Annotated in this window: 17 protein-coding genes; 13 read left to right on the top strand and 4 right to left on the bottom strand. The window is 28.8% G+C overall.

Features of this window, described 5'->3' with window-relative positions:
• Positions 1 to 116: 116 nt before the first annotated feature.
• From G9F71_RS03430 to G9F71_RS03440, 3 genes are read left to right on the top strand one after another with little or no spacing between them, the layout of a single operon-like run.
• A complete protein-coding gene (locus G9F71_RS03430; protein ID WP_164949539.1) occupies positions 117 to 836 on the top strand; it encodes a response regulator transcription factor in 720 nt (239 codons plus the stop codon).
• Between the two features lie 2 nt (positions 837 to 838).
• The gene (locus tag G9F71_RS03435; RefSeq protein ID WP_164949540.1) at positions 839 to 2,254 is read left to right on the top strand and encodes a sensor histidine kinase; all 1,416 of its coding nucleotides are present in this window, start codon (positions 839 to 841) and stop codon (positions 2,252 to 2,254) included.
• Positions 2,255 to 2,306: 52 nt separating this feature from the next.
• On the top strand, positions 2,307 to 2,669 hold the full coding sequence (locus G9F71_RS03440) for a YccF domain-containing protein (protein WP_164949541.1): 363 nt from the start codon (positions 2,307 to 2,309) through the stop codon (positions 2,667 to 2,669).
• A gap of 190 nt (positions 2,670 to 2,859) precedes the next feature.
• Here G9F71_RS03440 and G9F71_RS03445 read toward each other — a convergent pair whose 3' ends face one another.
• The gene (locus G9F71_RS03445) at positions 2,860 to 5,088 is read right to left on the bottom strand and encodes a HelD family protein (RefSeq protein WP_164949542.1); all 2,229 of its coding nucleotides are present in this window, start codon (positions 5,086 to 5,088) and stop codon (positions 2,860 to 2,862) included.
• Between the two features lie 394 nt (positions 5,089 to 5,482).
• Here G9F71_RS03445 and G9F71_RS03450 point away from each other — a divergent pair, with 394 nt between their 5' ends.
• Entirely contained in the window at positions 5,483 to 5,683 is a 201-nt protein-coding gene (locus tag G9F71_RS03450) for a hypothetical protein (protein WP_164949543.1), read from the top strand.
• A gap of 523 nt (positions 5,684 to 6,206) precedes the next feature.
• Here G9F71_RS03450 and G9F71_RS03455 read toward each other — a convergent pair.
• On the bottom strand, positions 6,207 to 6,377 hold the full coding sequence (locus G9F71_RS03455; protein ID WP_164949544.1) for a hypothetical protein: 171 nt from the start codon (positions 6,375 to 6,377) through the stop codon (positions 6,207 to 6,209).
• A 340-nt stretch (positions 6,378 to 6,717) separates the two neighbouring features.
• On the opposite strand from G9F71_RS03455, the gene G9F71_RS03460 reads away from it, so the two are divergent.
• Positions 6,718 to 7,140: a hypothetical protein gene (locus tag G9F71_RS03460; RefSeq protein WP_164949545.1), complete on the top strand. Its 423-nt coding sequence runs from the start codon at positions 6,718 to 6,720 to the stop codon at positions 7,138 to 7,140.
• Positions 7,141 to 7,403: 263 nt separating this feature from the next.
• On the opposite strand, the gene G9F71_RS03465 is transcribed toward G9F71_RS03460, so the two are convergent.
• Positions 7,404 to 7,547 carry a hypothetical protein gene (locus tag G9F71_RS03465; protein WP_164949546.1) on the bottom strand — a complete coding sequence of 48 codons (144 nt, stop codon included), beginning with the start codon at positions 7,545 to 7,547 and terminating at the stop codon, positions 7,404 to 7,406.
• A gap of 481 nt (positions 7,548 to 8,028) precedes the next feature.
• Between G9F71_RS03465 and G9F71_RS03470 the strand changes: the two genes are divergently transcribed.
• From G9F71_RS03470 to G9F71_RS03480, 3 genes are all read left to right on the top strand, one after another.
• Positions 8,029 to 8,328, top strand: coding sequence for a hypothetical protein (locus G9F71_RS03470; protein ID WP_164949547.1), 300 nt, complete (start codon positions 8,029 to 8,031; stop codon positions 8,326 to 8,328).
• 253 nt (positions 8,329 to 8,581) lie between these two features.
• On the top strand, positions 8,582 to 8,869 hold the full coding sequence (locus tag G9F71_RS03475) for an ATP-binding protein (protein ID WP_318011100.1): 288 nt from the start codon (positions 8,582 to 8,584) through the stop codon (positions 8,867 to 8,869).
• Positions 8,853 to 8,948 (top strand): ATP-binding protein, encoded by a 96-nt coding sequence (locus G9F71_RS03480; RefSeq protein WP_224626164.1) that lies wholly within the window; start codon positions 8,853 to 8,855, stop codon positions 8,946 to 8,948. Before G9F71_RS03475 ends, G9F71_RS03480 begins: the two co-directional genes overlap by 17 nt.
• Before the next feature lie 245 nt (positions 8,949 to 9,193).
• Here the strand turns inward: G9F71_RS03480 and G9F71_RS03485 are convergent, their stop codons facing one another.
• Positions 9,194 to 10,024, bottom strand: a complete 831-nt coding sequence (locus G9F71_RS03485) for a MerR family transcriptional regulator (protein WP_164949549.1) — start codon at positions 10,022 to 10,024, stop codon at positions 9,194 to 9,196.
• A gap of 107 nt (positions 10,025 to 10,131) precedes the next feature.
• On the opposite strand from G9F71_RS03485, the gene G9F71_RS03490 reads away from it, so the two are divergent.
• The 5 genes from G9F71_RS03490 to G9F71_RS03510 all read left to right on the top strand — a co-directional run bounded on the left by G9F71_RS03490 (position 10,132) and on the right by G9F71_RS03510 (position 16,969).
• Positions 10,132 to 11,862, top strand: coding sequence for an ABC transporter ATP-binding protein (locus G9F71_RS03490; protein WP_164949550.1), 1,731 nt, complete (start codon positions 10,132 to 10,134; stop codon positions 11,860 to 11,862).
• Positions 11,859 to 13,640 (top strand): ABC transporter ATP-binding protein, encoded by a 1,782-nt coding sequence (locus tag G9F71_RS03495; protein WP_164949551.1) that lies wholly within the window; start codon positions 11,859 to 11,861, stop codon positions 13,638 to 13,640. The genes G9F71_RS03490 and G9F71_RS03495 overlap by 4 nt, the downstream gene beginning before the upstream one ends.
• A gap of 357 nt (positions 13,641 to 13,997) precedes the next feature.
• Positions 13,998 to 14,603: a GNAT family N-acetyltransferase gene (locus G9F71_RS03500; protein ID WP_164949552.1), complete on the top strand. Its 606-nt coding sequence runs from the start codon at positions 13,998 to 14,000 to the stop codon at positions 14,601 to 14,603.
• A gap of 358 nt (positions 14,604 to 14,961) precedes the next feature.
• Positions 14,962 to 15,609, top strand: coding sequence for a response regulator transcription factor (locus G9F71_RS03505; protein ID WP_164949553.1), 648 nt, complete (start codon positions 14,962 to 14,964; stop codon positions 15,607 to 15,609).
• Complete coding sequence (locus tag G9F71_RS03510) at positions 15,599 to 16,969, top strand: sensor histidine kinase (RefSeq protein WP_164949554.1); 1,371 nt, start codon at positions 15,599 to 15,601, stop codon at positions 16,967 to 16,969. Before G9F71_RS03505 ends, G9F71_RS03510 begins: the two co-directional genes overlap by 11 nt.
• Positions 16,970 to 17,004 lie beyond the last annotated feature (35 nt).

Below are 17,004 nucleotides of genomic sequence, written 5' to 3' on the forward strand. Positions count from 1 at the left end.
ATAGTTAGAAACTTAAAAACATTTCAAAAGACTAAACAATTAATAATTGTCTAGTCTTTTGAAGTATTTAAGACAACATCTTTATGTGATGATTTAATTTTTAAGAGGTGGTAATTATGGAAAATTTAATTAATAAAAGTAAAATACTAATAGTTGATGATGAAGAGGACATATTAAAACTTTTATCTACTGTACTTAAAAAAGAGGGTTTTGAAAATATATATACTGCAATAGCGGCAAAAGAAGCAATAGATTTAGTATCCTGTTTAGACCCAGATATTATTCTTTTGGATATAATGATGCCGGGTAGAGACGGATATGATGTATGCAAAGAGATAAGAAAGACTTCTAGAACCCCAATTTTGTTTATGTCGGCTAAGACGGAAGAGCTAGATAGGATTTTGGGTTTTGCTTTAGGGGCTGATGATTATATTACAAAGCCCTTCAGTCCCAAAGAGGTTGCCTATAGGATAAAAGCTCATTTAAGAAGAAATAATTATATTGATGAAGATAAGAACGAAAAAGGCAAAACCATAGTTTTTGGACCTTTTGAATTAAATGAGGAAAAGATAGAGTTTAAAAAGAATGGTGAGTCAATACAGTTAAAAGCAAAAGAATTTAAGATGTTAGCTTATATGTTGAAAAACCCAAACCAAATCCTCAGCAAGGAAAAAATCTGCAGTGGAGTTTGGGGAGAAGATTATATAGGCTTTGACAATACAATTATGGTTCACATAAGAAGACTCCGAGAGAAAATAGAGGATAATCCTTCATTGCCCAAATATATAGTTAATATTAAAGGCCTGGGATACAAATTTGTTGTAAAGGGCGAATAGATATGAAATTGAAATTAATAGCTAGATTCATGTGGACTGTGGTTTCTGTAGTTATAATTGTAATGATTATAAATATTATTGCAATTTTTTCTTTTGCAATTCATAACAATAATACGAAAAACACCATAATAGAGAAAAAATTAGAAGGTTTAGGGGCAGAGGATTATACTAGAAATTTTAGTGAATATATTGTAGGTAATAAAGAAACTATTTCTGTAGATAATAATGGGAAATTAAGTTTGAGTAACAACGATATATGGATACAGATATTAGATGAGAAAAGTAGTGAGATATATAGTTATAGAAAACCAAAAGGTACAAAAGAAAGTTATACTCCTTTTCAATTGATCCATGAATATAAATATTCGGATGAAAAAGCATTATCAACTATTTTTGTAGGTGAAAAAAAAATAGAAGGGCGTGCATATAGCTATATAATAGGATTTCCACGTGTTAAGGTTGAAAGACAAGTATTTACTATTAGCATGAATAATTTTGTGGAAACTATCCGTAGAACTATTTATAGCATCTTAATATTAGACGTACTCATTGCATTATTTTTTGCATATTTGTTCTCGAGAAGGCTTACTAGACCTTTAAGTAATATAATAAATGGGGTTCTAGTATTATCGGATGGAAATTATAATTTAGAATTATCCGAAAAGGGTATATACACTGTGGTCTATCGAAACCTAAACAACCTTTCATCAACTCTTAAGAGCAATGAAATAGAAAGAAAAAAACTTGATAAGATGAGAGAAGAATGGATTTCAAATATGTCACATGATATTAAGACACCTCTGGTATCTATAAAAGGATATGCGGAACTTTTAAGCAGCGATGATTATGATTTATCAAAAGAAGAGGTAAAACAGTATTCAAAAATAATAGACAGTAAGGCCAACTATATAAAAGAACTTGTAGATGATTTGAATTTAACAACAAGATTAAAAAATAAAGTATTGAAGTTAAACAAGAAAAAAGTAAATATGGTCAGCTTGGTACGAAATGCTGTAATTGACATACTAAACGACCCGAGTAACGCTGAGGTAGATATTGATTTCATTTGTGAATATGAAGATATAGAAGCTTTTGTGGATGCTAGTCTTATAATGAGGACTATGAAAAATTTAATATATAATGCAATAGTTCATAATGAAGAGGGCGTAAATATAAAAGTGTCCGTTGAAAAGAAGGATAATTTGAAAATTATTATAAGTGATAACGGAAAAGGAATAAGACCGGAAGAGCTAAACCATATATTCGAAAGATATTATAGGGGTACAAATACCGGAAAGGGACATGAGGGTTCAGGGCTTGGAATGGCTATTGCAAATGATATAGTAAAAGCACATGATGGAGAAATTAAGATACTAAGTGAACTTTACCAGGGTACGGAAATAGAAATCTATTTATAAATAAGTATTTTTTTAAAAGTTTTTTCCAGCATAATAAAAATGGAGGTTTACGATGAATTTTATAGGTAATATTATTTGGTTATTATTTGGCGGGATAATTTCAGCTATTGCATGGTCTTTAGCGGGGTTAATTTTGTGTGTTACAATTATTGGTATACCCTTTGGCATTCAATGCTTTAAGATTTCAGTATTTGTATTGTGGCCTTTTGGAAAAGAAATAGAGCTTGGTAATTTTGGGGTTGGAGGATTGATTTTCAATGTGATTTGGATAATTTTTTTAGGCTGGGAGCTTGCCATAGGCCACCTTGTTACAGGTTTGATTTTTTGTATAACAATTGTAGGAATACCATTTGGACTTCAGCATTTCAAATTTGCTAAACTTGGGCTGATACCATTTGGAGCGGAAATACAATAGACATAAATTGGCGCTCTATTATTCATAGAAAATTTAAGACTTATTAATTAATGGAGGCTTTTTATATAAAAGGATATTAATAATATAAAAGAAGATACATGCTTTAATTAGCATGTATCTTCTTTTATATAAATTTAACGAAATTTCAACTCAAGAACATCTATATTAAAACCATGACATTCAAATAATCTTAAATAAATTCACTTTTTTCTCCAGTATAATAAATAGAAAGCTGATGTAGCGCTCTTGTGCAAGCCACATACAAAAGATTCCTATCAAACTCACTGTTATAATTGTCCTTTGAAACATTGCACACAAGTACTACATCAAATTCTAGACCTTTTGATATATAAGAAGGGATAGCAAGGGTACCCTTTATACTTTCAGTATTTTCTGTATTTAACAATTTAATGTTCGTTAAATTAGATAGTTTTTTTTGAACCAATAGTGTTTCTTTCTCTGTTTTACAAATAACTGCAATAGACTCATAACCACGACTTTCATAGTTATGAATATCTTGGATTATAGCCTCATAAAGCAATTCTTCATTATCTTTAAATATAATTTGTGGCTCTGATTCATGTCTCTCAAAGGAAACAAACTCCTGCTTGCTATTTAATATTTTCTGAGTAAATGCATTAATTTCCATGGAAGACCTAAAACTTTTATTCATAGAAAGCTTTATGCTCTTTTTCTTGCAAAGAATTTTATCTATATCATCATATATAGATTTATCACCACGTTTTTCGAGAGTTTGGTTAAAGTCACCGAGTACCGTAAACTTAGCTCTAGTAAATAGAAGATTGAAAACTTCATATTGAAGTGGATAATAATCTTGGGCTTCATCAATAACAACCTGCTGTATAGCTGAAAACTCGCGACTGCCGTTAAGTTTTAGTTTAATATATAAAAGGGGAGCACAGTCTTCGTAATTAATATAGCCTTTATGGAGACTTCTAGTGGTTTCGAGTATCATTTGATCTATATTTTTAGGAAGTTCCAATCCATTGGAAAGTTTTAAAAGAAGTCCTGTTTTATTAAAAAGTAATTTATATAAATCCGCATAATCAACCTCCGTAAACTTATGAAGATGTCTCATTAATACCTTAGCTTCTTTAATTGCCATTAATCTACTAAAAGATCTTATTTCTAATTGATGGGAAGCTCCATTTTCAACAACCCTCTGAATTTTCTCCAGCCTTAATTTTCTTAAAGGATGGATTTTATTAAGCATCATACTTTCAATTCTTTTAAGTCTTCTTGATATTGGCAGATCCATTTTACTGTTTAGAAAAAGATTATTTAGCTGCTCCTTTGTTTCAATAATTTTTCCATCATAATATAAGTCCTCAAAATAAGTTAATTTATGCTCATAATACTTTATTAATCTATCCAAAATAGTTGCAAATGTTTTAGAGCCTTTAAATTTAGTGTTCTCCATTTTTATATTTAAATTTTGCTGATTATCGTTAATAATCAAAAACTCAAGTTGCTGTTTTCTACTTTCAAATATAAATCTATTATCTAAAAAGTCAACTACAATATTGTCAAAAGTAGTTTCTTCTACGTTTTCCTCACCCAATTCGGGTAAGACTCCAGAAATATATTTGCTAAAAACAGAACTAGGAGAAATTATAATAATATTGTTGGAATGCAATTTTGATTCCATACCAACATAAAGCAAATATGCAATTCTATGTAGTGCTATAGATGTTTTACCGCTCCCAGCTACGCCTTGTACAATCAGAAGCTCATTTTCGGTATCTCTAATAATTACATCTTGCTGCTTTTGAATGGTTTCAACAATATTTTTCATATTTGAGGAAGAATTGTGGCATAACACTTCTTGTAGGATTTCATCATTAATTGTTATGCTGCTATCAAAAAAATACTTAAGCTTAGAATTCTCAATTTTATATTGCCTCTTCATAAAAATATCACCGGAAATTACTCCAAAGGGAGCATTATAAGATCCTTTACCAATTTCACATTGATAAAACATACTTGAAATAGGGGAGCGCCAATCGTATATCAAAATTGAACTTGTATCATTATCTATTAAATTATAAAGACCAATATAAATCTGATCAGTATCATCATAAGTATCTTCCTTAAAATCAAATCTTCCAAAATAAGGGGAGTTTAAAATTCGTGTATACTTTTTTATTCGGTCTAGTGTTTTTTCGTAATTAAAGTTTTGACTATCAACTTCTGAAAGATGTTGAAGCATTTCTGGAATTCTATCAAAATCATTTGAAGAATGAACAGATTCTTGCCACATTTCTTTCCTTGAAGAAATAAGATTCCTTTTCCTGAAGGTTATGTCATATTCATCTTTCTCTAATTCTTTTTTTAGAAAGTTAATCGTATCATCAAGATATAACAATTCTTCTTGATGATTTAATTCATAATCATTCATTTTATCACGCTCCTAGGTTTTTTTTGTAAAATCTATTGACATATGCACTCATTATGTGATATAATAAAAATGAAATATAAATCATAATTAATATTATTATGCCCTATATTCAATTATAGCTAAATATTTTATTTAAGTAAAGCTTTTACATGATTTTTTTTTATTTTGGTAATAACATTTTAATTGCAGAAATATAGAGGGCATTTACACAATGTCATTAAGTTAAGAAATTGAAACAATAGTTTTAAAACAGAGTATGTTTAAAAATGCATACCCTGTTTTTTTTATATAATTTTCAGAGAAATTCCAGGGAATTTCCAAAAAAAACTTGACAAATAGTAAAAAAAATGTGGCGAAGCCCCTTAATTACAAGAATTTTTAAGGAGGCTCACTTATGAATGAATATGCAGATTTAATAAAGGGAAAATTGGACACTGTGTTAGCTGAAATGCATGAAAACTCGAGGCTGTTTGTTAACGACCCCGAGGAGGATCTTACTAGAAAACGAAAACTGTATTTCAAAGATAAGCTGAATATTTTACTTTCTATGGGAGGTAATAGTCTGAAACTTGAACTCATGAAATATTTTTCATAGTTTCACATCATCGGCAGTTAATCCTAATTATTATGATGGTTATCGAATGTTAGCGGTTGATGGTTCAGATGTATGTATTACACACAACCCAAAAGATGATTTCAATTGGATATAATTCTATTTGTCACAAGATGGTTAACTTAATGACATTGGGCATTTACATGCCTTTTTTATTTGCATTAATCAAAAACTTAATTCTCATATGTAATCCCTCCGTATATTCATGTATTTATATTACTATATTTTAAAGATTTACATTATTATCTATAAACGAGCAAAATCACTTATAATATTTTGCCGTGTCTAGGCGCACTTACTCTGTGACAGTTTAAGAACATGAGAAATAGCTTCTTTGCTTACTCCATTTTGAGGCTGTATAAATACCTAATTAATTAAATTTTGCACAGAATTTTTGCGAGCTATTTTTAAACCTTTTCCAAATTTGCAGTGAGTTTCAGATACACCAAAAGTACAATAAAAGTATGATAATTGGGTCAAAATCCAAAATCTTTTTACTGCTTTTTCACTGCGTACTTGATAAGTATCCTAAGTCCATTTTATTTTGGTGAGAAAATACTTCAATTGTCCAGCGTTGAGTATACTGAAAAAGGAGGTCTTCTGCCGTAAGACTAGTATCTGTTGATATAAAAGACCTTAATGCATTTTGATTATATAAAGCATTTTCTGTAGGCATTTTTCATCCATCCTTTGGTTATATTTCTTTGCAGTAATATAGTACCTTAGTATGGTGAAAATGTCTATTTTTATAATATTTTTCCTATTTCCAAAATATGTTATGAAATTCGCTCATTTATAGTTATTATTTATTTGCTGACATATATATACATATATATGCATATATCATTCATTGTAATTCCCTTTAATAATCTTTATATTTACTTTTAAACTTAATTTATAACAATATTAACCTTATTTCGATAGGTGAAAGTCGAAATAAGACTAATATTTTTGTTTGACTTTATGGATTTTTTAGACTAATATGTAAATATAACAATTTAAAGGAGGAATTTTCTATGAAAAATTTCAAATCGATTATTTTATGTGGGTTTATCGCACTAGGTCTTTTATTTACAAATGTAACGTCAGCAAAAGCTGCTGATGGACATGATGGTATGGTTCTTGTTATAAATGTGAATGGTTATCAAACAAATCAATACACTAATATGTATACATATCCTAACAAAATACATGTAAATGAAAAGCTTAGTGGGTTTTTTATTTTTGATGATAATGGACATGATATTAGTATGGGGTATGGTACCGATAGTGCTAATGGTTTCCAAAATTATAATAGTAATGGTTGGGAAAGCGCTAAAATGCAATCTTTCTCAGATATTTCATTCTCAACACCTGGAAAACACCTTATTTATGCAAATATGGCTTGTAAACAAACGGGAACAAGTAAATTCGTATCATTTTATATTGATGTAGTATAAAATTAAAATACTTAGATATATTTGTAAAAGTATATCTAAGTATTTTTATCCTTATATTAAAAAAAATATTATTTTCTAGCTTCTATATATTCTTTAGTAGTTTTGTTTTTATTATTTCTTGCAGCTCACTAATTAATTTTCTTATTATCTGTTACGATTCTAAACACATGAGAATATTCTAAGAAATTACCAAAAATCTCAACACAGCCTATATATATTTTTGAACTTCTTTCTTAAGCCATTGATTAACGTTTCTATAATAATTAAAACACTTCCTTTTCATTCAATTTTGAATAATTTTCTATAATTTGATTTTGAACATCTACAAAGCCCAAACCGTCATTTAATTTGCTTGTATAGTCCATTCCTGCACCTTCAAAATATAATGTTTTTACCTCTTTATTCATCTACATCCTCTCCATTATTGAAACTCATACTCAGATATAAATACATCAATAGATTTTTTTGCACACATAGGCAAGTCGTTATATTTAAAAGTTACTATTCAAAACCACGTTCTATTGTATTAATTCTCATACTTAATCCCGCCATATATTCATGTGTTTATCTTATCATATTTCCCAAAACTACATTATTCTGTGCTTGACAATATATATCATTCATTATAATTCCCTCAAATAATCTTTATATTTACTTTTAAACTTAATTTATAACAATATTAGCCTTGTTTCGATAGGTGAAAGTCGAAATAAGACTAATATTTTTGTTTGACTTTATGGGTTTTTTAAACTAATATGTAAATATAAAAATTTAAAGGGTAAATTTTCTATAAAAAATTTCAAATCGATTATTTTATGTAGTTTTATCGTACTAGGTCTTTTATTTACAAATGTAACACCAGCAAAAGCTGCTGAAGGACATGATGGTATGTCTGTTGCTATAGGGGTGAATAATTATCAAACAAATCCATACATGAATCAGCAGGTATATCCTAACAAAATACGCGTAAATGAAAAATTTAGTGCATTTGTTTTAGTTGTTGATCAGGGACATGATATTAGTATGTCGTATGGTACCGATGGTGCTAATGGTTGGGAAAGCACTAAAATGCAATCTTTCTCAGAAGTTTCATTCTCAACACCTGGAAGACACCTTATTTATGCAACTATGGCTTGTAAACAAACTGGAACAACTAAAAGCGTATCATTTTATATTGATGTAATATAAAATAAAAATACTTAGATATATTTATATAAATATATCTAAGTATTTTTATCTTTATAACTTTTCTGTTTTGTTGCATATATAAGGTGCTAGGGTAAAATCCAAGCTGATTATAAAAAACATATCGTTGATTCATTATCCTGGGACATGGTTACTCCAATCATTTTACAATTCATTTTCTTCATCCATTCTAGTAATAAACCATTCTTAACAAAAAAACATTAGTACTAACTACAGATAAGTATTAAACTATATTATATGTTTAATAAAGTATACTAATAATAATGAGGTACAAATGGAAATATTTAAAGAAAACAATAATGTAATATTTTCTATAGTGAATGGATTAGAGGAAAGTAGTGGAGAAAATTTAGAAAATATATGGAATCCTTTTTATGTGCTTGAAAAATCAAGGAGTAAAGAACTTTCTGGTACAGGACTAGGTCTATCTATAGTAAAGAAAATATTAGAAAAACATAATCTCAACTTTGGGTTAGAGAAAAAAATTGGAAGGTTTAGGGCTTGGAATGGCTATTGCAAATGATATAGTAAAAGCACATGATGGAGAAATTAAGATACTAAGTGAACTTTACCAGGGTACAGAAATAGAAATCTATTTATAAATAAGTATTTTTTAAAAAGTTTTTTTCAGCATAATAAAAATGGAGGGTTACGATGAATTTTATAGGTAATATTATTTGGTGGGATAATTTCAGCTATTGCATGGTCTTTAGCTGCTAGGTTCAGCTAGGCTCGCATCCACCATTGAAACCCTCGACGTAAGTCGGGGTTTTTTACCTTTTGTTTAAGGATTATCAAAGGTGAAGACTACCATAAATGACGTAGACTTTTTTAAAAACTTTTTCACTTAAATAGGGATTTTAACTTCAATTAAAATTTGAGTTAAATAATTGTCGTAGCCTTTACCTGTTACTTCATCTAAAAGAAATTCTTCATAAGAATATTTTCCTATAGCTATATTAGAGTTTTTTAAAAATTGTAGTATTTTATTATAGGTTTTGTCGATAGAGTTATAGTCTCCTTCGTGATACGCGATGCAATAGAGTCCTTTTGGTTTAGTAAAAGTAAAAGGAATATCATTATTAGAATCTAGTTTTGTATATAAAAAGGAATAATTTTCAGCTACTCCTTTTAATATATTATCCTTACTAATCATTGCTCCAATAGAATGTCCCGCGTTAAGATTATTTAAAGTGCAATAATTCATATGCTCGGACACAATTTTAAAATAATCTTTATGGCTTACATTTTCAATTGAAGCACTAAGAACTAGATGCTCCTCATCAAAATATTCTAAACTAATCTTAGAATGATCTATTATACACGCATTTTCTGTTAAAGAAATTTTTGTTTCCATGAGTTTACGTATTCTTTTTAGATTTTCTATTTCAATATCTATATCCAATACTTTATTTTTTAACAATTCAACGAGTGTACTGGGGCTTCTATTATCAAGGTAAGCTTTAATCTCTTTCAAAGACATATTTGTTTCTTTTAAAATAGTAATAACATTAAAAACATCAAATTGTTGATAGGAATAATATCTATATCCGTTATCATCTCTTATTTCAGGGGAAAAAATGCCAATATCATCGTAATGGAAAAGAGTTTGTTTCTTTACATTACATAACTTCGCAAAATCTCCAGTATTAAAATATTTATTAAATTTTTCATTCATAGCTAATTTCTCCTCTTGACTATACGGTAACTGTATACTTTATACTTATATTATAGCGTTATGCAATAACATTTCAAGAATACTTAAAAAGGGAGCGAATATAAGCAATGAAACTAATATTAAAATACATAAAAAAGTATAAACTGCTTCTAGTCCTGAATATAATATCAATTTTTGGATTTGCATTAGTCGAGCTCGGCATTCCAACAATAATGGCTAGAATAATTGACACTGGAATAGCTAATAAGGATATAGCCTATACAAAACATATGGGTATTATAATTGTAGGAATATCTATAGTTGGTGCCATGGGTACAATATTATTAGGATACTGTTCTTCAAAAATCTCTACCAGTATGATTAGAGATATAAGAAACGATATTTTTAAAAAATCTCAAGAATTTTCACATAGTGAATATAATAAGTTTGGAATATCATCAATGATTACAAGAACAACCAATGATGTTTTTCAATTAGGACAGTTTACAACCACACTCTTAAGAACAGCATTACTTACACCCGTTATGTTTAGTGTAAGTTTAGCGATGATTATAAGGACGAGCGTGCAATTATCTGCAGTATTAGCAATAACAGTGCCATTTATAGTACTTGGGGTAATTATTATAGCTAAGGTATCTTATCCAATATCAGAGAAACAACAGAAAAAATTAGATGAATTAAATAGGATTTCAAGAGAAAATTTAACTGGAACAAGGGTAATCAGGGCTTTTGGTAATGATGAGCATGAAAAAGAAAGATTTGAAGAAATTAATAATGACTATACAAATATATCTAAGAAGTTATATAAGCTTATGGCAATCTCTCAACCAATTTTCTTTTTGTTAATAAATTTAGCTATTTTAGCTATCTTTTGGATTTCTAGCAAAATGATAAATTTAGGAACACTACAGGTTGGACAACTGGTAGCGTTTATAGAATATTTATTCCATGCAATGTTCTCTATTATGCTTTTTTCAATGGTGTTTATCATGTATCCAAAAGCACAAATTTCAGCAGATAGAATTCAGGAGATATTAAATGAAGAGCCTATTATTAAAAATCCTAAAGATGGTGTTAAAGATACAGCTATTAGTGGTATTGTAGAGTTTGATAATGTTACATTTACTTATCCAGATGGAGAGATTCCAGTCTTAAGAGATATATCCTTTACAGCAGTAAAAGGAGAAAAAGTAGCATTTATAGGAAGTACAGGCTGTGGGAAAAGTACATTAATTAATTTAATTCCAAGATTTTACGATGTTACAGAAGGTAGCATAAGGATAGATGGAGTAGATGTAAGAGATTATGATTTAAAGGCACTACGTGGAAAAATGGGATTTATACCTCAGAAGACCTTGCTGTTTACTGGTAGTATAAGCACTAATATTAAATTCGGTAAAAATGATGCAGATAAAAAGGAGCTTGAACATTCTGCTAAGGTAGCTCAGGCTTATGATTTTATTAATAGTAAACCTGAAAAATTTAAAGAATTAATAAGTGAAGGTGGATCTAATATGTCAGGAGGGCAGAAGCAAAGATTATCTATTGCAAGAGCATTAGTTAGAAAACCTGAAATTTATATTTTTGATGATAGTTTTTCTGCTCTAGATTTTAAAACAGATGCAATGCTTAGAGAAAAGTTAAAGGATGAAACTAGAGAGTCCGTACTTTTAATAGTTGCACAGAGGATAGGATCTATAATTGATGCTAATAAAATTATAGTATTAAATGAAGGCGAGATAGTAGGAATAGGAACCCATAAAGAATTACTAAAAACCTGCGAAATCTATTATGAAATAGCATCATCTCAACTTACAAAGGAGGAACTTAAGCAATGAAAAAGTTAAAGGATACTATAAGAAAAATTTCTCCTTTCGTAAAACCATATAGGAGAGCACTTATTGGCGCAATTTTATTTATAGTAGTAGCTGCTATCTTTACAGCTATTGCTCCAAAAATAGAAGGATTAATTACAACTAGTCTTGCCAAAGATGTTGTGAATATAGCAAAAGGTGCAAAAGGAGCTTTTGTTAACTTTAATTATATTTTAAGAGTATTAGGAGTATTGGCTTTTATCTATATTTTTGGAACATTATCCACATATTTAGCAAGTTTATTATTAACTAATGCTATTCAAAATACTATGAAAGACTTAAGAAACGCTGTTCAAGGTAAAATTAGAAAATTACCTATAAGTTATTTTGATAAGAATAGCTATGGGGATGTGATGAGCCGTATAACAAATGATATAGATACTATTTCCAATGCACTCCAACAGAGTTTTAGCCGAGTTATAAATTCAATATTGTTACTAACTCTAGCTATTGTGATGATGTTTACAATTAATATAAAACTTGCATTGTTAGCTATACTTATAATACCTATAAGTTATTTAGTGTTAAAATATATAGTTAGTAAATCACAAAATCTATTTTATAAACAGCAAAGCGCTTTGGGAAAAATGAATGGTAAAGTGCAAGAAATATATACTGGCTTTAATGAAATAAAACTATATGGAAAGCAAGAAGATGCTATAAAAGATTTTGAAAATATTAATGAAGAACTTTTTAATACTGGATTTAAGGCGCAATTTATATCAAGTATAATGTCTCCATTAGTTTCATTAGTAAGTTATTTAGGAGTTGCAGCCATTGGAATTCTTGGCGCAATATATGCTATAAATGGAATAATGACAGTGGGTAATCTTCAAGCGTCTATTCGTTATATTTGGCAAATAAATCAACCGATTTCTGAGGTGACACAATTATCTGCTGCAATACAATCAGCCTTTGCAGCAATTGAACGTGTATTTGAAATATTAGATGAAAAGGAAGAAATTCCAGATAAAGTTGATTTTATAAAATTAGAAAATTCGCTTGGAAATGTTACTTTTGAACATGTCAAATTTGGATATAATGACGATGAAGTTTTAATTGAGGACTTAAGTGCAGAGATAAAAAGTGGTCAGATGGTTGCTATAGTAGGTCCAACAGGAGCAGGTAAAACAACATTAATAAATTTATTAATGAGATTTTATGATATTCAAGGGGGAGCTATAAAGATAGATGGAGTGGATACTCGCGATATGAAACGCGAAGATTTACGTTCTATATTCGGTATGGTTCTTCAGGATACTTGGTTATATAATGGAACAATTCATGAAAACATTGAGTATGGTAGATTTGGAGCTAGCACGGAAGAAATTATTGAAGCAGCTAAAATAGCTAACGTACATCACTTTATTAAAACTCTTCCAGATGGGTATAACATGTTTCTAAATGAAGAGGCGTCTAACATATCTCAAGGAGAGAAACAACTTTTGACTATAGCAAGAGCTATAATATCAAATCCAGCAATATTAATATTAGATGAAGCAACTAGTTCAGTTGACACTAGACTCGAAATATTACTCCAAAAAGCTATGAGGAATATAATGAAAGGAAGAACTAGCTTTGTTATTGCACATAGACTTTCAACTATTCGTAATGCAGATTTAATATTGGTTATAGATCAAGGAAATATTATAGAACAAGGAACCCATAATGAGCTAATGAAAAAGGGTGGTTTCTATGAAAAACTTTATAATAGTCAATTTGGGAGTCAGGTAGCAAATTAAATTAATTATCCTAATTTTATTACAAGGGTTTATTTCCATTTATCAAAAGAGTTTGAAAATGAAATTAGAAAACAAGGATAACGATACGTTATTAAAATAAATGCATTGGTCCAAGGAACTACATGAAACTGTAAGACTACAAAATAAGAATCTTCATGGTAAAAAAGATTAAAATAAAATCCAGTAGAAATTCCTCTCAAATGTAATTTTGCTAAAATGCGATGATAATGTATGTCATATATGTTATAATTATCCTATAATCAAGGCATAATTGTATTATCATTTAAGTTAGTCGTTTTTCAAACTGACAGATAAATAGGAATTTGGCAGATTATTTATATTAGTGGAGGTAATGGAATGAATGTTGAAATTAAAAAATTGACACCTGCTCACGTAGAAGAATATATAAACTTTTTCGAGACGACGCCACATGATGACAATATCCCTGAGCATACCTGTTATTGTGAGTGTTGGTGTAGTGCCGATCACCGTTTCGGAACAGGTATTCCATCGCGTGAAGAAAGAAAAGCAATGGCTATTGAATATGTTAAGAGCGGAAAAATGCAAGGATATTTAGCATATTTTGACGGTTGTATCGTTGGTTGGTGTAACGCAAATACAAAGACAGAATGTTTGAACTGTATCGGCTGGTATCGTTTTATGCCCCAAGTAAATGAATTGGAGATTGACGCAAATGATAAAGTAAAATCTATATATTGTTTTCTTGTTGCACCTGATATGAAAAGAAAAGGAATAGCAAAACAATTATTGCAATATGCTTGTCAAGACGCGACGAATGATGGTTATGATTATGTTGAAGTATATCCCGAAAAGGAAACTACAGATGAACTTAAACATTTTATGGGGTTTGTTGATATGTATAAAAACTTGGGCTTTACTATTCATGCAGAAACAAAGCAAAAATTTGTAATGAGGAAACAGCTAAAGGGCACTATAGTATGAGCATTATATGAAGCAGACAAATTCCAATATTACGAGTATATTTAGGGGAACAATTTTCTTATTTAACCAACAATTAATAAAATTGAATAGTTTTCTAGGACACCGCATTATTCAGAGATGGATTTTGAGGTGTTTTTTAGTTCGCAATTCAAAAAAAATAACGAACTATAGCTACTTTATTAGTTTCAATTACATCATTAAATAATATACGAACTTTTTGCTTATCTAATACGAACTATAATATATAATAAGAGTATAGATTAAAAGTGAGGTAATAAATGTTATAGAGAGAATACTTATCTTTTGGTATAATCTAAATAAAAGCTATAGTGCTAAGTTGTGAAAAGGAGAGGTTTAATTGAATATACTAATTGCTGATGATGAAAAACAAATGGTGAAAATCCTTTCAGCCTATTTTCAAAAGGAAGGGTTTAATACAATTACAGCAGTAGATGGCGCGGAAGCCTTAGATTTATTTCATTTGCATAAAATTGATTTAGCAATTTTAGATTGGATGATGCCTAAAGTTAGTGGTGTTGAGGTTTGCAAATATATTAAACAGAATAGTAATACAAAGGTACTAATTTTAACGGCGAAAACACAAAATGAAGATGAAATTAAAGCATTAAATTGTGGAGCTGATGAATACATAAAAAAGCCTTTTGATCCTAGAATACTTTTAATAAGGGCGAAAAAACTTATAAATATTAGTGATGTGATAAATATTAATGATATAAAAATAAATACAGATGAGCAAAGGGTATATAAAAATGGAGAAGCTTTGAAATTAACAAAAATAGAATATGATCTTTTGATTTCCTTTGTTAGAAACAAAGGAATTATTTTATCCAGAGATAGGCTAATAGATTTAGTTTGGGGGATGGATTATGAGGGAGATTATAGAACGGTAGATACCCATATAAGAAGGCTCCGATCAAAGATAGGTGAGGATAGCATAAAAACTTATAGAAGACTTGGTTACAGTATGGAGGCTGATGAAAATTAAAATAAGTAAAAAATTGAGATTGTCTATAGCCTCAGTTACAATTTTTGTAACTATAATTTCTATGGTAATAAATATATTCTTTATTGATAGATATTATATATTTAAAAAAACAAAGGCATTAAATAAGATTTCTGAGGGCATAAGCAGAGAAAAAATGGATTATATTTTAAAAAATATAGGACAAATAGAAAAGAAAAATGGTGTCACTATAGTTTATTCAGAGCTAAGTAATGGCATTAATAATATTAATGCGGAGTTAATAACTAAATTTGATTTGAAAAAAATTAAGTTAAATAAATTTTGGGTTACAGAAGATACTTTGAGCAAGCTATCTAGTACAAGTGTAAATAAGATATATGATCAAGGAGTAACAAAATATAAGGTATTAACAAAGTTTATAAAGGTTGATAAGTACATAGTTGCTATAGTAATGCCACTACCTTATATGGGGGAAACTATAGATATTGTAAATAAGTTTAATATATATTTAAATATATTTTCTATAATTTTAATATTAATTTTAGTTAATATTTTTTCGAAGAAAATGATAAAACCATTAGAACTTATAAAAAATTTATCAAAGGATATTGCTAGTTTAAATTTTAGAAAAGAAGAAATTAAAACAAATGATGAAATAGAAGAACTTGCTATAAGTATAAATAGTATGAGTGAAAGCTTAGAGCGGGCACATAAAGAAATTAATCTTCAAAATGAAAGGCTGAAGACTTTGATTTCGGATATGGCTCATGAAATTAAAACTCCCTTAGCTTTAATAAAGGTGTATGGACATGGTATTGAGGATGGGTTAGATGATGGAACATATATGGATATAATTCAAGAGCAAATAGGCAATATGGATAGTTTAGTAGAAAATATTTTATTTTTGTCAAAACTTGAAAAAAAAGAATTAAGAAAATCTAGTTTTAGTTTAAAGAAAAAGGTTAAAGATGTTTTAAAAAAATACAAACTACTTATAGGTGAAGCTAACATAGAATTTATATTAAATATAAATGAAGATGATGAATATATTATTTACGGAGATGAGGAAGGGCTTGATACTGTATTAAATAATTTAATTACAAATGCAATAAAGTATACTAATAATAATGAGGTACAAATAGAAATATTTAAAGAAAACAATAATGTAATATTTTCTATAGTGAATGGATTAGAGAAAAGTAGTGGAGAAAATTTAGAAAATATATGGGATCCTTTTTATGTGCTTGAAAAATCAAGGAGTAAAGAACTTTCTGGTACAGGACTAGGTCTATCTATAGTAAAGAAAATATTAGAAAAACATAATCTCAACTTTGGGTTTAATGTAAAAGAAGATAAGATTGAATTTTATATAATATTTTAAATATAGATTTTGTAACATTGGTGTAACATTTCTAT

It is taken from the genome of Clostridium sp. FP2 (assembly GCF_011065955.2).
Classification (GTDB): Bacteria; Bacillota; Clostridia; order Clostridiales; family Clostridiaceae; genus Clostridium_AD; species Clostridium_AD tagluense.

What these genes read in the sequence shown, in the direction of transcription:
- G9F71_RS03430 (WP_164949539.1), top strand. Translation starts at nt 117, where the DNA reads ATGGAAAATTTAATTAATAAAAGTAAAATACTAATAGTTGATGATGAA.
- G9F71_RS03435 (WP_164949540.1), top strand. Translation starts at nt 839, where the DNA reads ATGAAATTGAAATTAATAGCTAGATTCATGTGGACTGTGGTTTCTGTA.
- G9F71_RS03440 (WP_164949541.1), top strand. Translation starts at nt 2,307, where the DNA reads ATGAATTTTATAGGTAATATTATTTGGTTATTATTTGGCGGGATAATT.
- G9F71_RS03445 (WP_164949542.1), bottom strand. Translation starts at nt 5,088, where the DNA reads ATGAATGATTATGAATTAAATCATCAAGAAGAATTGTTATATCTTGAT.
- G9F71_RS03450 (WP_164949543.1), top strand. Translation starts at nt 5,483, where the DNA reads ATGAATGAATATGCAGATTTAATAAAGGGAAAATTGGACACTGTGTTA.
- G9F71_RS03455 (WP_164949544.1), bottom strand. Translation starts at nt 6,377, where the DNA reads ATGCCTACAGAAAATGCTTTATATAATCAAAATGCATTAAGGTCTTTT.
- G9F71_RS03460 (WP_164949545.1), top strand. Translation starts at nt 6,718, where the DNA reads ATGAAAAATTTCAAATCGATTATTTTATGTGGGTTTATCGCACTAGGT.
- G9F71_RS03465 (WP_164949546.1), bottom strand. Translation starts at nt 7,547, where the DNA reads ATGAATAAAGAGGTAAAAACATTATATTTTGAAGGTGCAGGAATGGAC.
- G9F71_RS03470 (WP_164949547.1), top strand. Translation starts at nt 8,029, where the DNA reads ATGTCTGTTGCTATAGGGGTGAATAATTATCAAACAAATCCATACATG.
- G9F71_RS03480 (WP_224626164.1), top strand. Translation starts at nt 8,853, where the DNA reads ATGGCTATTGCAAATGATATAGTAAAAGCACATGATGGAGAAATTAAG.
- G9F71_RS03485 (WP_164949549.1), bottom strand. Translation starts at nt 10,024, where the DNA reads ATGAATGAAAAATTTAATAAATATTTTAATACTGGAGATTTTGCGAAG.
- G9F71_RS03490 (WP_164949550.1), top strand. Translation starts at nt 10,132, where the DNA reads ATGAAACTAATATTAAAATACATAAAAAAGTATAAACTGCTTCTAGTC.
- G9F71_RS03495 (WP_164949551.1), top strand. Translation starts at nt 11,859, where the DNA reads ATGAAAAAGTTAAAGGATACTATAAGAAAAATTTCTCCTTTCGTAAAA.
- G9F71_RS03500 (WP_164949552.1), top strand. Translation starts at nt 13,998, where the DNA reads ATGAATGTTGAAATTAAAAAATTGACACCTGCTCACGTAGAAGAATAT.
- G9F71_RS03510 (WP_164949554.1), top strand. Translation starts at nt 15,599, where the DNA reads ATGAAAATTAAAATAAGTAAAAAATTGAGATTGTCTATAGCCTCAGTT.